The sequence below is a fragment of the Pseudomonas sp. P7779 genome (genome assembly GCF_013386315.1).
GTDB lineage: Bacteria > Pseudomonadota > Gammaproteobacteria > Pseudomonadales > Pseudomonadaceae > Aquipseudomonas.
The window spans coordinates 39,378-55,344 of sequence record NZ_JACARZ010000046.1 but is presented as its reverse complement, the minus strand read 5'-3'; the positions used below and the strand labels follow the sequence as shown (position 1 = coordinate 55,344).

The following is a 15,967-nucleotide window of genomic DNA, read 5'->3' as shown; positions in this document are numbered from 1 at the left end:
GGGGCTGCCATGTTACGTACAATCAACTTCATGGGCGTTCGCAACGTTGCGTTCGGCTTCACCATGCTCCTTACCGTTCTGGCGTTGTTCAGCTGGTTCCATAAGGGCCTGAACTACGGTCTGGACTTCACCGGCGGTACGCTCATCGAGCTGACCTACGAGAAGCCGGCCGACGTTAGCCTGGTGCGCAACGAGCTGGTCAAGGCCGGCTATCACGAAGCCATCGTCCAGAGCTTTGGTGCAACCACTGACCTGCTGGTGCGTATGCCGGGCGAAGACCCGCAACTGGGTCACCAGGTAGCCGAGGCCTTGCAGAAGGTCGGCGGCGACAACCCGGCGTCGGTCAAGCGCGTCGAGTTCGTGGGCCCGCAGGTAGGTGAAGAGCTGCGTGACCAAGGCGGCCTCGGCATGCTGATGGCGCTGGTCGGCATCATGATCTACCTGGCTTTCCGCTTTCAGTGGAAGTTCGGTGTCGGCGCCATTGTGTCGCTGATCCACGACGTGATCGTGACCGTGGGTATCCTGGCCTACTTCCAGATCACCTTCGACCTGACGGTATTGGCGGCGGTGCTGGCAATCATTGGCTACTCCCTCAACGACACCATCGTGGTATTCGACCGGGTTCGTGAGAACTTCCGGGTGCTGCGCAAGGCGACGTTGATCGAGAACATCAACATCTCCACCACCCAGACCCTGCTGCGCACCATGGCGACTTCGATCTCCACCTTGCTGGCGATTGCCGCACTGATGGTGTTCGGTGGCGACAACCTGTGGGGCTTCTCGCTGTCGCTGTTCATCGGCGTGCTGGCGGGTACCTACTCGTCGATCTACATCGCCAACGTGGTACTGATCTGGCTGAACCTCAACAGCGAAGACTTGATCCCTCCTGCCAGCACCGGCAAGGAGGTCGACGACCGCCCTTGATGGGTGATTGTTGATCTGCTGTTACAAATAAGGCGCGAGTATTGAACTCGCGCCTTTTTTTTTGCTCCAAGGCTGGGTATAGCGCGGATCGTTCGGTCCGTTTGTGATGGTCAGGAGGTTCACGTGAACAAGTCGTTACTGGTTGGTGCGGTATTGGGTGCTGTCGGTGTGACTGCCGGGGGTGCTGTTGCCACCTACAGCCTGGTAAAAAGCGGCCCTGAGTATGCGCAAGTGCTGGCGGTGCAGCCGGTGAAAACCCAGATTAAAACCCCGCGTGAAGTCTGCAAGGATGTTGCCGTAACCCGGCAGAAACCTGTGCAGGATCAGCATCAGATCGTCGGTACGGTGGTCGGTGCGCTGGCGGGCGGCCTGTTGGGTAATCAGGTCGGCGGCGGTAATGGCAAGAAGCTGGCCACCGTGGCCGGTGCGGTCGGTGGCGGTTACGCTGGTAACAAGGTTCAGGAAGGCATGCAGAACCGCGATACCTACACCACCACGCAAACTCGTTGTAATACCGTTAATGACATCAGCGACAAGGTTGTCGGGTACGACGTACGTTACACCCTGGACGGCAAGGAAGGCTCCGTGCGCATGGATCGTGATCCAGGCAACCAGATCCCCGTCGACAAGGAAGGGCGCCTGGTTATCGGTCAGAACCAGCCGCAGCAGTAATCCCAGGTATAAAAAAAGCACCCCGAGGGGTGCTTTTTTGTGCTCGCTCGCTTAGCGCTTCAGCGAAGCCGGCAGGTGCGGCTGGATCGCCGTCAGGACTGCCTTGAAGCATTTGGTGTTGCCGGCAACCACGTGACCCTTCTCCAGGAAGTCGTGACCACCGGTGAAGTCGCTCACCAGGCCGCCCGCTTCTTGAATCAGCAGTGCGCCTGCAGCCATGTCCCACTCGGACAGGCCCGACTCCCAGAACGCATCAAAACGACCGGCAGCGACATACGCCAGGTCCAGGCTGGCTGCGCCGGCGCGACGGATGCCGGCGGTCTGGCCAACCAGGGCGCGGAACATGCCCAGGTAGTTTTCCAGGTTGTCCATCTGGTCGTCACGGAACGGGAAGCCGGTACCCAGCAGGGCGCCGTCGAGGCTGGTGCGACCGCTGACGCGCAGGCGGCGACCGTTCAACTGGGCGCCACGGCCACGGCTGGCGGTGAATTCTTCCTGGCGAACCGGGTCCAGCACAACGGCGTGTTCCAGGCGGCCACGGTATTTGCAGGCAATGCTCACGGCAAAGTGCGGGATACCGCGCAGGAAGTTGGTGGTGCCATCCAGTGGGTCGATGATCCACAGGTAGTCTTCGCCTTCGCCGCTACCTTTGTGCAAACCGGTTTCTTCACCGAGGATGCCGTGGGTAGGGTAGGCCTTGCGCAGCGCGTCGATGATTTTCTGCTCGGCGGCGCGATCCACCTCGGATACGTAATCCTTGGCGTCTTTTTCGTCGACCTTGATGGTATCCAGGCGCTCGATGGAGCGGAAGATCAATTCACTGGCGCTGCGGGCGGCGCGCAGCGCGATATTCAGCATGGGCTGCATGGATGTGTCACCTAAGGTTGTTAAAGAAAGCCGAGCATTCTAGCAGAAACTTTCTTCAGGTGAAGGACGACGTTACCTTTCATGGCATAACCTTAGGCTGTTCTGTAAGATTTGCTCCCCTTTCCCGTGTCCGAGAGCGCCTCCCTTGCTGCAAAACATCCGTGTCGTCCTCGTCAATACCAGTCATCCCGGCAATATCGGCGGCGTGGCGCGAGCCATGAAGAACATGGGGCTGACGCGCCTGGTGCTGGTGGAGCCGCGGGTGTTCCCGCACCACGAGGCCGATGCGCGCGCGTCTGGCGCCAATGACATCCTCGAAAAAGCCCAGGTCGTTGCCACCCTGGAAGACGCCCTGGTCGGCTGCAACCTCGTGCTCGGCACCAGCGCTCGCGACCGTCGCATCCCCTGGCCGCTGCTGGATCCTCGCGAATGCGGGACCAAAGTCGTGGAAGAGGCCGCCGGCGGCGCTGAAATCGCCTTGGTATTCGGCCGTGAAGACTCCGGCCTGACCAATGAAGAGCTGCAGCGATGTCATTATCACGTGCACATCCCATCAGACCCCGAGTTCAGTTCGCTGAACCTCGGGGCAGCGGTGCAGGTGTTGAGCTATGAAGTGCGCATGGCCTGGCTGGCCGCTGAAGGCCAGCCAAGCAAGGTTGAAAAGGATGAGGTTGCATCGACCAAGAGTGGCGAACTGGCCACCATGGACGAGCTGGAGCGATTCTATGAGCACCTGGAGCAAACCCTGGTGGCCATCGAGTTCCTCGATCCGGAAAAACCGCGGCACTTGATGGCGCGCCTGCGTCGGTTGTACGGACGCAGCTCGGTCAGCCGAGCGGAAATGAATATATTGCGTGGCATCCTCACGGAAACCCAGAAAGCGGCCCGTGGCGAGCTTCTTAAGCGGAAGGATTAAAAATGTTCGAGCGTTTGCGAGAAGATATCCAGAGTGTTTTCCACCGTGACCCGGCGGCGCGCAACGCCTTTGAAGTGCTGACCTGCTACCCGGGCATGCACGCGATCTGGATCCATCGCCTGTCCGGCGCCTTGTGGGGCATGGGCTGGAAATGGCTGGCGCGGCTGGTGTCGAACTTCGGCCGTTGGTTGACCGGGATTGAGATTCATCCGGGCGCCAAGGTCGGCCGTCGTTTCTTTATCGACCACGGCATGGGCATCGTTATTGGCGAGACCGCCGAGATTGGTGATGACGTGACCCTGTACCAGGGCGTGACCCTGGGTGGCACAACCTGGAACAAAGGCAAGCGCCACCCTACGCTGGAAGATGGCGTTGTAGTCGGGGCGGGCGCGAAGGTGCTCGGTCCGTTTACCGTCGGTGCGGGCGCCAAGGTCGGCTCCAATGCTGTGGTGACCAAGGCTGTACCGCCTGGCGCAACGGTTGTCGGCATTCCCGGGCGGATCATCGTCAAGCCGGAAGTGGGTGATGAGCAGGAAGCCAAGCGCAAGGCCATGGCCGAGAAGATCGGCTTCGATGCCTATGGCGTCAGCGAAGACATGCCTGACCCGGTAGCGCGTGCCATCGGTCAGTTGCTGGATCACCTGCAAGCGGTGGACGGCAAGCTGGACGGTATGTGCGGCGCCCTGAAAGACCTCGGCAGCAGCTACTGCGCCAAGGATCTGCCTGAGCTGCGCAAGGAAGACTTTGCCGAGATCAAGGACGAAAGTGCCGCCACCAAGGCTGGCTGAAGTCTCGCAATCACTGCAAAACCCATGTGGGAGCGGGCTTGCTCGCGAAAGCTGCGCGTCAGTCACCGAATATATTGACTGAATCACCGCATTCGCGAGCAAGCCCGCTCCCACATTTTGACCTTCATTAGTCCCGAATTCCCGCTTGGCCCTGTTCCCGCTGGTCCATCCCGTCCCGCCCTGCTATGATTCGCGCGCCCTTTTTACGGGTATTCCTGACTAAAGTACTAGGTCTTATAGTTGACTTAAATACTCGGGAATCGCATACTTGCTCCCATTCTGAAACACCTTGGTACTTGTCCATGAGACTGACTACAAAAGGCCGATACGCGGTGACCGCCATGCTTGACCTGGCCTTGCACGCGCAAAATGGGCCGGTGTCCCTGGCCGATATCTCCGAGCGCCAAGGCATTTCCCTGTCCTACCTCGAGCAGTTGTTCGCCAAGTTGCGCCGCAGCAATCTGGTTTCCAGCGTTCGTGGTCCAGGCGGCGGCTATCAATTGTCCCGCGACATGCAGGGCATCCAGGTCGCCCAGGTGATCGACGCGGTGAACGAATCCGTCGATGCCACCAAATGCCAGGGCCTGGGTGATTGCCACGCAGGCGACACCTGCCTTACGCACCACTTGTGGTGTGACCTGAGCCTGCAGATCCATGAGTTTTTGAGTGGTATCAGCTTGGCTGATCTTGTGACTCGCCGTGAGGTGCAAGAAGTAGCCCAGCGTCAGGACCAGCGCCGTTGCAACACCAAGGCGCCGCGTCTGGACAAGATTGAAGCGTCCGCCGTCGAGTGACAGCCGAAGAGCTAACGGCACGCCAGCCAGCCTGATTTAGGAGAAAGTCCATGAAATTGCCGATTTACCTTGATTACTCAGCGACCACCCCGGTTGATCCGCGTGTCGCGCAAAAGATGAGCGAATGCCTGCTGGTTGACGGAAACTTCGGTAACCCGGCGTCCCGTTCCCACGTTTTCGGCTGGAAAGCCGAAGAAGCAGTGGAAAACGCTCGTCGCCAGGTCGCTGACCTGGTGAATGCCGACCCACGTGAAATCGTCTGGACCTCCGGTGCCACCGAGTCCGACAACCTGGCAATCAAGGGTGCGGCGCATTTCTACGCGACCAAAGGCAAACACCTGATCACCACCAAGATTGAGCACAAGGCTGTCCTCGACACCATGCGCCAACTGGAGCGTGAAGGTTTTGAGGTTACCTACCTTGAGCCAACCACCGACGGTATCGTGACCCCTGCGATGATCGAAGCCGCGATGCGTGAAGACACCATCCTGGTTTCCGTGATCCACGTGAACAACGAAATCGGCACCATCAACGACATCGCCGCCATCGGCGAGCTGACCCGCTCCAAGGGCGTGTTGCTGCACGTCGACGCTGCGCAGTCCACCGGCAAGGTCGATATTGACCTGTCGAAACTGAAAGTCGACCTGATGTCGTTCTCTGCCCACAAGACCTACGGCCCTAAAGGCATTGGCGCGCTCTACGTGAGCCGCAAGCCTCGCGTACGTATCGAAGCCACCATGCACGGCGGCGGTCACGAGCGCGGCATGCGTTCGGGCACCCTGGCGACCCACCAGATCGTCGGCATCGGCGAAGCGTTCCGTGTGGCCAAGGAAGACATGGCTGCCGAAAACGTGCGCATCAAGGCCCTGAGCGATCGCTTCTACAAGCAGGTCGAGCACCTTGAAGAGCTGTACATCAACGGCAGCATGACCGCCCGTGTACCGCACAACCTGAATTTGAGCTTCAACTACGTCGAAGGCGAGTCGCTGATCATGGCGCTCAAGGACCTGGCGGTTTCGTCCGGTTCGGCCTGCACCTCGGCTTCCCTTGAGCCGTCTTACGTCCTGCGCGCCCTGGGCCGCAACGACGAACTGGCTCACAGCTCGATCCGCTTTACATTCGGCCGTTTCACCACCGAAGAAGAAGTCGACTACGCCGCGCAGAAAGTCTGCGAGGCCGTCACCAAGCTGCGTACCTTGTCCCCGCTGTGGGACATGTACAAGGACGGTGTCGACATTTCCAAGATCGAGTGGGCGGCACACTAAATATAGAAGCCGCCACCCAAAAGGCTCTGTAAAGACGTGGCGGAAAACGCAGGCGTGTTTACAGGGCTCCAGAGCGGCCCTGATGAGTGAGGATTCAGTACCATGGCTTACAGCGAAAAGGTCATCGACCACTACGAAAACCCGCGCAACGTCGGCAAGATGAACGCGGAAGACCCTGATGTCGGCACCGGCATGGTCGGCGCTCCGGCGTGCGGCGACGTTATGCGCCTGCAGATCAAAGTCAACGAAGCTGGCGTTATCGAAGACGCCAAGTTCAAGACCTACGGTTGCGGTTCGGCCATCGCCTCCAGCTCCCTGGCGACCGAATGGATGAAAGGCAAGACCCTGGATGAGGCTGTGACTATCAGCAACACCCAGCTGGCCGAAGAGCTGGCCTTGCCGCCAGTGAAAATCCACTGCTCGGTACTCGCAGAAGACGCCATCAAGGCGGCCGTTCGCGACTACAAGCAGAAGAAAGGCTTGATCTAAGCAATTTGGCGACGAGTAAGGAGTCACGATGGCTATCAGCATGACAGAAGCGGCTGCGCAGCACATTCGCCGCTCCCTGAATGGGCGCGGTAAAGGTGAGGGGATTCGTCTGGGTGTTCGCACCACGGGCTGTTCCGGCCTTGCCTACGTGCTGGAGTTTGTCGACGAGGTGGTCGAGGAAGATCAGGTGTTCGAGAGTCACGGCGAAAAAGTGATCATCGACCCGAAAAGCCTGACCTACCTGGACGGCACCGAACTCGATTTCGTCAAGGAAGGGTTGAACGAAGGCTTCAAGTTCAACAACCCCAACGTACGCGGTGAATGTGGCTGCGGCGAAAGCTTCAACATCTGAGGCTGATCGTGGGTACTCCTTGTCATTTCGCTTTGTTCGAGCTGCAGCCGAGTTTTCGACTGGACCTTGAACAGCTTGCCACGCGCTACCGTGAATTGGCGCGTGGGGTGCATCCGGACCGCTTCGCTGACGCTTCCGAGCGTGAGCAACGCCTGGCGCTGGAGCAATCAGCCAGCCTCAACGAAGCCTATCAGACGCTCAAGAACCCTCCCAAACGCGCGCGCTACCTGCTCGCGATGGGCGGTCGCGAGCTGCCGCTTGAAGTCACGGTCCAGGACCCTGATTTCCTGATGCAGCAGATGCAATGGCGCGAGGAGCTTGAAGAACTGCAGGACGAGGCTGATCTGGCCGGAGTCGCAGTGTTCAAGCGCCGTCTGAAAGTGGCCCAGGATGAACTCAACGAAAGCTTCGCAGCCTGTTGGGATGATGCAGCGCAACGTGAACAGGCCGAACGCCTGATGCGGCGCATGCAGTTCCTCGACAAGCTCACCTACGAAGTGCGCCAGTTAGAAGAGCGCCTCGACGATTAACCCAGTGCCGCCCAGGTTGCACGCCTGATATACAGATAAGTCCTGATTACCATGGCCCTACTGCAGATCGCCGAACCCGGTCAAAGTCCTCAACCGCACCAGCGTCGTCTGGCGGTCGGGATTGACTTGGGCACTACCAATTCGCTGGTCGCTGCATTGCGCAGCGGTCTTTCCGAGCCGCTGCCCGACGCGGATGGCCAGGTCATCCTGCCGTCTGCCGTGCGTTATCACGCTGACCGCACCGAAGTGGGCGAGTCGGCCAAGCTGGCGGCGTCTACCGATCCTTTGAATACCGTGCTGTCGGTCAAGCGCTTGATGGGTCGTGGTTTGTCCGACGTCAAGCAGCTGGGCGACCAGCTTCCATACCGCTTTGTCGGCGGCGAATCACATATGCCGTTCATCGACACGATCCAGGGCCCGAAAAGCCCGGTGGAAGTGTCGGCCGATATCCTCAAGGTCTTGCGCCAGCGCGCCGAGACCACCTTGGGTGGCGAACTGGTAGGTGCGGTGATTACTGTTCCTGCATATTTCGATGACGCTCAGCGCCAGGCCACCAAGGATGCGGCGAAACTTGCCGGCCTGAACGTGCTGCGCCTGCTCAACGAGCCGACCGCAGCCGCTGTGGCTTACGGCCTGGATCAGCACGCCGAAGGCCTGGTGGCTATTTACGACCTGGGCGGCGGTACCTTTGATATTTCGATCCTGCGCCTGACCGGCGGTGTCTTCGAAGTGCTGGCTACCGGTGGCGATACCGCCCTGGGTGGCGATGACTTCGATCACGCCATTGCTGGCTGGATCATCACCAGCGCCGGCTTGTCTGCCGACCTGGACCCGGGTGCGCAACGTAATTTGCTGCAAACTGCCTGTGCCGCCAAAGAAGCGCTGACTGACGCTGCGTCGGTTGAAGTTTCCTACGGTAGCTGGTCGGCTCAACTGACCCGCGAAGCGTTCGATTCGTTGATCGAACCGATGGTCGCCCGCAGCCTGAAAGCCTGCCGCCGCGCCGTGCGTGATTCCGGTGTCGAGCTGGAAGACGTGGTCGCCGTGGTCATGGTGGGCGGGTCGACCCGCGTGCCGCGTGTTCGTGAGGCGGTCGCTGAAGCCTTCGGCCGTCAGCCGCTGACTGAAATCGACCCGGATCAAGTGGTGGCCATTGGTGCCGCGATCCAGGCCGATACCCTCGCCGGTAACAAGCGTGATGGTGGCGAACTGCTTCTGCTCGACGTAATCCCGTTGTCCCTGGGGCTGGAAACCATGGGCGGCCTGATGGAGAAGGTGATTCCACGCAACACCACCATCCCCGTTGCCCGCGCCCAGGACTTCACCACGTACAAAGATGGCCAGACGGCCATGATGATTCATGTGCTGCAGGGCGAGCGTGAGCTGATCAGCGACTGCCGTTCCCTGGCGCGCTTCGAATTGCGCGGCATTCCGGCGATGGTGGCTGGTGCGGCGAAGATTCGCGTGACCTTCCAGGTCGACGCCGACGGCTTGCTTAGTGTTGCCGCTCGCGAATTGGCCTCTGGCGTTGAAGCCAGCATCCAGGTCAAGCCGTCCTACGGCCTGACCGACGGCGAAATCGCCAAGATGCTCAAGGATTCGTTCCAGTACGCCGGGGACGACAAGGTCGCCCGCGTGCTGCGTGAGCAGCAAGTCGACGCCCAGCGCCTGCTCGAAGCGGTGCAGGGCGCCCTTGAAGCTGACGGCGAGCGTCTGCTGGATGCCGAAGAGCGCATGGTTATCGACCTGCAAATGCAGGAACTGGCTGAATTGATGAAAGGCACCGATGGTTACGCCATCGAGCAACAGACCAAGCGCCTGTCGCAAGTGACCGATGCCTTTGCCGCCCGTCGTATGGACCAGACGGTAAAAGCCGCCCTGGCGGGCCGCAACTTGAATGAACTTGAGGATTAACTGATGCCGCAGATCATTTTTCTGCCACACGCCGAGCATTGCCCGGATGGTATGGTTGTGGAGGCTGAGACCGGCAAGTCCATTCTCGAAGTCGCTCACGATAACCACATCGAGATCGAAAGCGCCTGCGGCGGCGTTAACGCCTGTACCACTTGCCATTGCATCATCCGCGAAGGTTTCAATAGCCTGGAAGAGGCTGATGAGCTGGAAGAGGACTATCTTGATAGGGCGTGGGGTCTGGAGCCGACATCACGCTTGAGCTGCCAGGCAAAAGTGGGAACAGAAGATCTCACTGTTGAAATTCCGAAATATTCGCTTAACCATGCCGCCGAAGCGCCGCATTGATTCAAGGAAATGTCATGAGCCTGAAATGGGTTGATGTACAAGAAATCGCTATACAACTTGCTGAAGCTCACCCGGATGTCGATCCTCTGTCGGTGAACTTCGTCAAGTTGCGCAACCTGGTGATGCAGCTGCCGGAATTTGACGACATCCCGGATCGGGGTGGCGAAAAGGTTCTTGAGGCGATACAAGGCCTGTGGATCGAAGAAGCAGACTGAATCGCCTTTTTACGCAGTTAGGCAATACCCAAGAACCCGCGTATAATTCGCGGGTTTAATTTTTCGCAAATTACCGTTTCTGGAGTTACACCATGGCTGTTCAACGTACTTTCTCCATCATCAAGCCTGACGCTGTTGCAAAAAACGTCATCGGCGAGATCACCACTCGTTTCGAAAAAGCCGGCCTGAAGGTTGTAGCTTCGAAACTCAAGCAACTGTCCAAAGCCGAAGCTGAAGGCTTCTACGCTGAGCACAGCGCTCGTGGTTTCTTCGGCGACCTGGTTGCCTTCATGATCTCCGGTCCTGTTGTTGTTCAGGTTCTGGAAGGCGAAAACGCTATCGCTCTGAACCGTGAGCTGATGGGCGCTACCAACCCTAAAGAAGCTGCGGCCGGCACCATCCGTGCTGACTTCGCTGAATCGATCGACGCCAACGCCGTTCACGGTTCGGACTCCGAAGCCGCTGCTGCCCGCGAAATCTCGTACTTTTTCGCTGCTACTGAAGTAACCGCTCGCTAAGCATTGGCTTAAAAGAGCGAAGGTGAATCCATGACTACATTGACTGCAAAAACCAACCTGCTGGGTCTGACTCAACAGGAAATGGAAAAATTCTTCGACTCAATCGGGGAGAAGCGTTTTCGTGCCGCTCAGGTAATGAAGTGGATTCACCATCTTGGCGTCGATGATTTCGACGCCATGACGAACGTCAGCAAGGCCCTGCGCGACAAGCTCAAGGCCATTGCCGAAGTTCGCGGCCCCGAAGTGGTCAGCGAGGACATTTCCACCGACGGCACCCGTAAGTGGGTGGTGCGCGTGGCGTCCGGCAGCTGCGTCGAGACCGTGTACATTCCCCAGGGCAAGCGCGGCACTCTGTGCGTTTCGTCCCAGGCAGGCTGTGCCCTGGACTGCAGTTTCTGCTCCACCGGCAAGCAAGGTTTCAACAGCAACCTCACCGCCGCCGAAGTCATCGGCCAGGTGTGGATTGCCAATAAATCGTTCGGCAGCATCCCGGCGACCGCCGACCGTGCCATCACCAACGTGGTGATGATGGGCATGGGCGAGCCGCTGCTGAACTTCGACAACGTTGTCGCGGCCATGCACCTGATGATGGACGACCTGGGCTACGGTATCTCCAAGCGCCGCGTGACCCTGTCGACCTCCGGCGTGGTACCGATGATCGATGAGCTGGCCAAGCACATCGACGTCTCCCTGGCGTTGTCGCTGCACGCACCGAATGACGCATTGCGTAACCAATTGGTGCCGATCAACAAGAAGTATCCGCTTAAGATGCTGCTCGAATCTTGCCAGCGCTACATGGCGACCTTGGGCGAAAAGCGTGTGTTGACCATTGAGTACACCATGCTCAAGGACATCAACGACAAGGTCGAGCACGCGGTCGAGATGATCGAGTTGCTCAAGAACGTACCGTGCAAGATCAACCTGATTCCGTTTAACCCGTTTCCCCATTCTGGCTATGAGCGGCCGAGCAACAACGCCATCCGCCGTTTCCAGGATCAACTGCACCATGCAGGCTTCAATGTCACCGTGCGCACCACCCGCGGCGAAGACATCGATGCGGCATGTGGCCAATTGGTAGGACAGGTGCTGGATCGCACCCGTCGCAGCGAACGTTATATCGCCGTGCGTGAATTGAGTGCCGCCGACGATATGCCGCAAAGCGCCGCGACTCGAACCTGAGAGAGGATCTCTATGCCCTTGCGCCTTGCGCTGCTTTTGCTTGTTGCCAGCCTCGCGGCTGGCTGTGTTTCATCGGGCCATGACAGCCCGTTGCAAACCGGCAAGGGCCGTGACGAAGCGCGAGCTGCCTATGTGCAGCTGGGCTTGGGGTACTTGCAGCAAGGGATGACCGAACAGGCCAAGGTGCCGCTGAAAAAAGCCCTCGAGCTGGATGGCAGCGACGCCGACGCCAATGCTGCGTTGGCCTTGGTGTTCCAGGCCCAGGCCGAGCCCGAATTGGCCGATCAATATTTCCAAAAGGCCCTGGCCACACGCCCTGGCGACCCAAGACTGCTGAATAACTACGGCAGTTTTTTGTTTGCGCAGAAACGTTATGCCCAGGCATCCGAATATTTCCAGCAGGCTGCGGCCGATACCCTCTATCCTGAGCGTTCGCGGGTTTTCGAGAACCTGGGGGTGACCTCAATGCTTCTCGGCCAGCGCGACACCGCACGCCAGCAACTGGAAAAAGCCCTGCACCTGAACCAGCGCCAGCCACGGGCCTTGCTCGAAATGGCTGAGTTGTCCTTCGAAGACAGGCATTATGTGCCGGCACGTGACTATTACGAGCGTTTTAGCCTGCTGAGCGGGCAAAATGCACGTAGTCTATTGCTCGGTGTGCGCCTGGCGACGGTTCATGAAGAACGCGACAAGGCCGCACGTTTTGGCCAGCAACTCGAACGACTCTATCCCGGTACGCCGGAATATCAGCAATACCTGTCGGAGCAATGATGAAAGCGGCGCACCCGGAAGTTGTAGCAGCTAATCGTGGAAACCCAGGCGAGACCTTGCGTCAGGCCCGCGAAAGCAATGGTTGGTCGCTGGCAGAAGTGGCCCTCAAGCTCAATTTGACCACGACTTCATTGGGCAACCTTGAAGCTGGCGCATTCGACAAGCTGCCAGGGCATACCTTTGCCCGCGGCTATATCCGCGCCTACGCGAAGTTGCTGGGTATCGACCAGGCTGCATTGGTCCAGGAATTCGACCAAATCACCGGTACCGATTCCCAGGGCAGCAATGTCCATGGTCTTGGCCGCATTGAAGAGCCTGTGCGGGTTTCCCACACCATTTTGCGCATTGTCAGCCTGTTGCTGCTCATCGCCGTGATCGGCGGTGGTTTTGTATGGTGGCAGGATCAGACCGCCCAGCGTGGCAAGGACTTGTCCAGCAACGCCATGGAGCACGTCGAAGTCGAAAGCGCCGACGGCACCACCCAGATTCATCCGTTGGATGAGCCGGAAGACCAGGCCGTGGCCCAGGGGCAGGCGGTGCCCGAGGCAGAACCAAGCGCCGAGCAGCCTGCGCCCGAAGCAGGTACTGCCGCCGCAGTGGCACCCGTCGCACCCGCTCCAGCGGTTGCAGTGACGCCTGCTGCTCCAGCTCATACGCCAGCAACGCCAGCAGTACCGGCGCAGGCTCCGGCAACAACGGCTCCCGTCGCCCCGGCGATTTCCGCGCCAACCACCCCGGTACTGATCGCCGGTGATGGCCGAGTACAAATTACCTACGTCGCTGACTGCTGGACGCAAGTCTCCGATGGCAACGGCAAGGTGCTGTTCAGTGGTCTGAAGCGTAAGGGAGATACACTTGACCAGGGCGGCAAGCCTCCTTTGACGCTGCGTCTGGGCTTTGCCCGTGGCGCGCAAGTGGCCTACAACGGCCAGCCTGTGGACGTGGCGCCGTTCACCAGTGGCGAGACTGCTCGCCTCAAGTTGGGACAATAAAGTCATGCACGGCGAATCTCCAATCAAACGTCGCGTATCGCGCAAGATCTGGGTCGGCTCGGTGCCGGTGGGCGGCGATGCCCCCATCGCAGTACAAAGCATGACCAACAGCGACACCAATGATGTGGCGGCCACTGTCGCCCAGATCAACCGCCTGGAAGCGGCGGGCGTCGACATCGTGCGGGTTTCCGTACCGGATATGGACGCTGCCGAAGCCTTTGGCCGCATCAAGCAACTGGTCAAGGTGCCGCTGGTCGCCGATATTCACTTCGACTACAAGATCGCGTTGCGCGTGGCCGAGTTGGGCGTCGATTGCCTGCGGATCAACCCGGGCAACATCGGCCGTGAAGACCGGGTTCGCGCCGTGGTGGATGCCGCCCGTGATCGCGGGATTCCAATTCGCATCGGCGTCAACGCCGGCTCGCTGGAAAAAGACCTGCAAAAGAAGTACGGCGAGCCGACGCCGGCCGCACTGGTCGAGTCCGCGCTGCGCCACGTTGAACACCTCGAACGCCTGAATTTCCAGGACTTCAAGGTCAGCGTAAAGGCTTCCGACGTGTTCATGGCGGTAGAAGCGTACCGCCTGCTGGCCAAGGAAATCGTCCAGCCGCTGCACCTGGGTATCACCGAAGCCGGCGGTTTACGCTCAGGCACAGTGAAATCTGCGGTGGGTCTCGGTATGCTGCTGGCCGACGGGATTGGCGATACTATTCGCATCTCCCTCGCGGCAGACCCGGTAGAGGAAGTGAAAGTCGGTTACGACATTCTCAAATCCCTGCATTTGCGTTCCCGTGGCATCAACTTCATTGCCTGCCCGAGCTGCTCGCGGCAGAACTTCGACGTGGTGAAAACCATGAACGAACTGGAAGTACGCCTCGAAGACCTGCTGGTGCCGCTGGATGTCGCGGTGATCGGCTGTGTGGTCAACGGGCCGGGTGAGGCCAAAGAGGCCCATGTGGGCCTGACCGGTGGTACGCCAAACCTGATTTACATCGACGGCAAGCCGTCGCAGAAATTGACGAATGACAATCTGGTGGATGAGCTGGAACGGCTGATCCGCCAGAAAGCGGCCGAAAAGGTCGAAGCTGACGCAGCGGTTATCGCGCGCGGCTGATCGAACGAATTTAAGGATTTGATGTGAGCAAGTCTCTGCAAGCCATTCGTGGCATGAACGACATCCTGCCTGAGCAGACGCCCCTGTGGCGCTACTTCGAGGGCACAGTCGCGCGCCTGCTGGATAACTACGGTTACAAGCAGATCCGCATGCCGATCGTCGAGTTCACCGAGCTGTTCAAGCGCTCCATCGGTGAAGTGACCGACATCGTCGAAAAAGAGATGTACACCTTCGAAGACCGCAACGGTGACTCCCTGACCCTGCGTCCGGAAGGTACTGCCGCGTGTGTGCGTGCGGTGCTCGAACATGGCCTCACCGGCGGTGGCCAGCCGCAGAAGCTCTGGTACATCGGCCCGATGTTCCGCCACGAGCGTCCGCAGAAAGGCCGTTATCGCCAGTTTCACCAGATCGGCCTGGAAGTCTTCAACCTAGACGGTCCGGACATCGACGCCGAGCTGATCGTGCTGACCTGGCGCCTGTGGGGCATGCTGGGCATCCGTGATGCGGTCAAGCTTGAACTCAACAGCCTGGGCACCAGCGAATCCCGGGGCCGCTACCGCGAAGCCCTGGTGGAATTCCTGTCGGCCCACCTGGACAAGCTGGACGAAGACAGCCAGCGCCGCCTGAAAACCAACCCGCTGCGGGTACTGGACACCAAGAACGCCGAGACCCAGGCCGTACTGGTGGATGCGCCGAAAATGGCCGACTACCTGGACGACGAGTCCCGTATCCACTTCGAGGGCCTCAAGGCTCGCCTGGATGCAGCCGGTATTCCTTACGTCATCAACCCGAAACTGGTACGTGGCCTCGATTACTACAGCAAGACCGTGTTCGAGTGGGTCACCGACAAGCTCGGCGCCCAGGGCACGGTGTGTGCCGGTGGTCGTTACGACGGCCTGGTCGAGCAGATGGGCGGCAAGCCGACCACCGGCGTAGGTTTTGCCATGGGCATCGAGCGGCTGATCCTGCTGCTGGAAACCCTGGAGCAGGTTCCCGAAGAAATCTCCCGTCAGGTGGACGTGTACTTCTGTGCCTTTGGCGAGGCGGCCGAACTGGCTGCCCTGGCCCTGAGCGAGAAACTGCGCGACCAACTGCCGAACCTGCGCCTGCAAGTCAATGCCGGCGCCGGCAGCTTCAAAAGCCAGTTCAAGAAAGCCGACAAGAGCGGTGCGTTGTATGCACTGATCCTGGGTGATGATGAATTGGCCCAGCAAGCGGTAAGTTTCAAACCCCTGCGTGGTCAGGGTGAACAACAAAGCATTGCCTTTGATGCGCTTGCAGCGCACCTGGCCACCTGCATCGTGCAGGGTTGAAGCTGTCAA

Annotated in this window: 19 protein-coding genes; 18 read left to right on the top strand and 1 reads right to left on the bottom strand. The window is 59.4% G+C overall.

Annotation, left to right across the window (positions count from 1 at the left end; genetic code table 11):
* The first annotated feature begins 9 nt into the window (after positions 1 to 9).
* Positions 10 to 924 carry a protein translocase subunit SecF gene (secF, locus tag HX869_RS15130; protein ID WP_003210311.1) on the top strand — a complete coding sequence of 305 codons (915 nt, stop codon included), beginning with the start codon at positions 10 to 12 and terminating at the stop codon, positions 922 to 924.
* Positions 925 to 1,047: 123 nt separating this feature from the next.
* The gene (locus HX869_RS15125; RefSeq protein ID WP_003210309.1) at positions 1,048 to 1,596 is read left to right on the top strand and encodes a glycine zipper 2TM domain-containing protein; all 549 of its coding nucleotides are present in this window, start codon (positions 1,048 to 1,050) and stop codon (positions 1,594 to 1,596) included.
* Positions 1,597 to 1,647: 51 nt separating this feature from the next.
* Here HX869_RS15125 and suhB read toward each other — a convergent pair whose 3' ends face one another.
* A complete protein-coding gene (suhB, locus tag HX869_RS15120; protein WP_003175971.1) occupies positions 1,648 to 2,463 on the bottom strand; it encodes an inositol-phosphate phosphatase in 816 nt (271 codons plus the stop codon).
* 145 nt (positions 2,464 to 2,608) lie between these two features.
* On the opposite strand from suhB, the gene trmJ reads away from it, so the two are divergent.
* From trmJ to hisS, 16 genes are all read left to right on the top strand, one after another.
* Positions 2,609 to 3,379, top strand: coding sequence for a tRNA (cytosine(32)/uridine(32)-2'-O)-methyltransferase TrmJ (gene trmJ / locus HX869_RS15115; protein ID WP_003210307.1), 771 nt, complete (start codon positions 2,609 to 2,611; stop codon positions 3,377 to 3,379).
* A gap of 2 nt (positions 3,380 to 3,381) precedes the next feature.
* On the top strand, positions 3,382 to 4,167 hold the full coding sequence (cysE, locus tag HX869_RS15110; protein WP_008438291.1) for a serine O-acetyltransferase: 786 nt from the start codon (positions 3,382 to 3,384) through the stop codon (positions 4,165 to 4,167).
* A 302-nt stretch (positions 4,168 to 4,469) separates the two neighbouring features.
* A complete protein-coding gene (iscR, locus tag HX869_RS15105) occupies positions 4,470 to 4,961 on the top strand; it encodes a Fe-S cluster assembly transcriptional regulator IscR (protein WP_003210305.1) in 492 nt (163 codons plus the stop codon).
* A gap of 50 nt (positions 4,962 to 5,011) precedes the next feature.
* Positions 5,012 to 6,226: an IscS subfamily cysteine desulfurase gene (locus HX869_RS15100; RefSeq protein ID WP_008438290.1), complete on the top strand. Its 1,215-nt coding sequence runs from the start codon at positions 5,012 to 5,014 to the stop codon at positions 6,224 to 6,226.
* Between the two features lie 102 nt (positions 6,227 to 6,328).
* Positions 6,329 to 6,715: a Fe-S cluster assembly scaffold IscU gene (gene iscU, locus HX869_RS15095; protein WP_003209682.1), complete on the top strand. Its 387-nt coding sequence runs from the start codon at positions 6,329 to 6,331 to the stop codon at positions 6,713 to 6,715.
* Positions 6,716 to 6,743: 28 nt separating this feature from the next.
* Entirely contained in the window at positions 6,744 to 7,067 is a 324-nt protein-coding gene (iscA, locus tag HX869_RS15090) for an iron-sulfur cluster assembly protein IscA (protein WP_003209680.1), read from the top strand.
* Between the two features lie 8 nt (positions 7,068 to 7,075).
* On the top strand, positions 7,076 to 7,597 hold the full coding sequence (gene hscB / locus HX869_RS15085; protein WP_008438289.1) for a co-chaperone HscB: 522 nt from the start codon (positions 7,076 to 7,078) through the stop codon (positions 7,595 to 7,597).
* A 51-nt stretch (positions 7,598 to 7,648) separates the two neighbouring features.
* Positions 7,649 to 9,511, top strand: coding sequence for a Fe-S protein assembly chaperone HscA (hscA, locus tag HX869_RS15080; protein ID WP_087695132.1), 1,863 nt, complete (start codon positions 7,649 to 7,651; stop codon positions 9,509 to 9,511).
* Positions 9,512 to 9,514: 3 nt separating this feature from the next.
* Complete coding sequence (fdx, locus tag HX869_RS15075; RefSeq protein WP_003209674.1) at positions 9,515 to 9,856, top strand: ISC system 2Fe-2S type ferredoxin; 342 nt, start codon at positions 9,515 to 9,517, stop codon at positions 9,854 to 9,856.
* A 14-nt stretch (positions 9,857 to 9,870) separates the two neighbouring features.
* Complete coding sequence (gene iscX / locus HX869_RS15070; RefSeq protein ID WP_003209673.1) at positions 9,871 to 10,071, top strand: Fe-S cluster assembly protein IscX; 201 nt, start codon at positions 9,871 to 9,873, stop codon at positions 10,069 to 10,071.
* Between the two features lie 92 nt (positions 10,072 to 10,163).
* Entirely contained in the window at positions 10,164 to 10,589 is a 426-nt protein-coding gene (gene ndk, locus HX869_RS15065; protein ID WP_003175956.1) for a nucleoside-diphosphate kinase, read from the top strand.
* A 30-nt stretch (positions 10,590 to 10,619) separates the two neighbouring features.
* Positions 10,620 to 11,768, top strand: coding sequence for a 23S rRNA (adenine(2503)-C(2))-methyltransferase RlmN (gene rlmN, locus HX869_RS15060; RefSeq protein ID WP_003209670.1), 1,149 nt, complete (start codon positions 10,620 to 10,622; stop codon positions 11,766 to 11,768).
* Between the two features lie 12 nt (positions 11,769 to 11,780).
* Complete coding sequence (gene pilW / locus HX869_RS15055) at positions 11,781 to 12,539, top strand: type IV pilus biogenesis/stability protein PilW (protein WP_003209669.1); 759 nt, start codon at positions 11,781 to 11,783, stop codon at positions 12,537 to 12,539.
* Positions 12,539 to 13,531: a RodZ family helix-turn-helix domain-containing protein gene (locus HX869_RS15050; RefSeq protein WP_178903277.1), complete on the top strand. Its 993-nt coding sequence runs from the start codon at positions 12,539 to 12,541 to the stop codon at positions 13,529 to 13,531. The genes pilW and HX869_RS15050 overlap by 1 nt, the downstream gene beginning before the upstream one ends.
* Positions 13,532 to 13,535: 4 nt before the next feature.
* The gene (ispG, locus tag HX869_RS15045) at positions 13,536 to 14,645 is read left to right on the top strand and encodes a flavodoxin-dependent (E)-4-hydroxy-3-methylbut-2-enyl-diphosphate synthase (protein WP_003209666.1); all 1,110 of its coding nucleotides are present in this window, start codon (positions 13,536 to 13,538) and stop codon (positions 14,643 to 14,645) included.
* 23 nt (positions 14,646 to 14,668) lie between these two features.
* The gene (gene hisS / locus HX869_RS15040; RefSeq protein WP_178903276.1) at positions 14,669 to 15,958 is read left to right on the top strand and encodes a histidine--tRNA ligase; all 1,290 of its coding nucleotides are present in this window, start codon (positions 14,669 to 14,671) and stop codon (positions 15,956 to 15,958) included.
* Positions 15,959 to 15,967: the final 9 nt, after the last annotated feature.

What these genes read in the sequence shown, in the direction of transcription:
- HX869_RS15100 (WP_008438290.1), top strand. Translation starts at nt 5,012, where the DNA reads ATGAAATTGCCGATTTACCTTGATTACTCAGCGACCACCCCGGTTGAT.
- iscA (WP_003209680.1), top strand. Translation starts at nt 6,744, where the DNA reads ATGGCTATCAGCATGACAGAAGCGGCTGCGCAGCACATTCGCCGCTCC.
- hscA (WP_087695132.1), top strand. Translation starts at nt 7,649, where the DNA reads ATGGCCCTACTGCAGATCGCCGAACCCGGTCAAAGTCCTCAACCGCAC.
- pilW (WP_003209669.1), top strand. Translation starts at nt 11,781, where the DNA reads ATGCCCTTGCGCCTTGCGCTGCTTTTGCTTGTTGCCAGCCTCGCGGCT.
- secF (WP_003210311.1), top strand. Translation starts at nt 10, where the DNA reads ATGTTACGTACAATCAACTTCATGGGCGTTCGCAACGTTGCGTTCGGC.
- suhB (WP_003175971.1), bottom strand. Translation starts at nt 2,463, where the DNA reads ATGCAGCCCATGCTGAATATCGCGCTGCGCGCCGCCCGCAGCGCCAGT.
- HX869_RS15050 (WP_178903277.1), top strand. Translation starts at nt 12,539, where the DNA reads ATGAAAGCGGCGCACCCGGAAGTTGTAGCAGCTAATCGTGGAAACCCA.
- ispG (WP_003209666.1), top strand. Translation starts at nt 13,536, where the DNA reads ATGCACGGCGAATCTCCAATCAAACGTCGCGTATCGCGCAAGATCTGG.
- ndk (WP_003175956.1), top strand. Translation starts at nt 10,164, where the DNA reads ATGGCTGTTCAACGTACTTTCTCCATCATCAAGCCTGACGCTGTTGCA.
- iscU (WP_003209682.1), top strand. Translation starts at nt 6,329, where the DNA reads ATGGCTTACAGCGAAAAGGTCATCGACCACTACGAAAACCCGCGCAAC.
- cysE (WP_008438291.1), top strand. Translation starts at nt 3,382, where the DNA reads ATGTTCGAGCGTTTGCGAGAAGATATCCAGAGTGTTTTCCACCGTGAC.
- iscX (WP_003209673.1), top strand. Translation starts at nt 9,871, where the DNA reads ATGAGCCTGAAATGGGTTGATGTACAAGAAATCGCTATACAACTTGCT.
- iscR (WP_003210305.1), top strand. Translation starts at nt 4,470, where the DNA reads ATGAGACTGACTACAAAAGGCCGATACGCGGTGACCGCCATGCTTGAC.
- rlmN (WP_003209670.1), top strand. Translation starts at nt 10,620, where the DNA reads ATGACTACATTGACTGCAAAAACCAACCTGCTGGGTCTGACTCAACAG.
- fdx (WP_003209674.1), top strand. Translation starts at nt 9,515, where the DNA reads ATGCCGCAGATCATTTTTCTGCCACACGCCGAGCATTGCCCGGATGGT.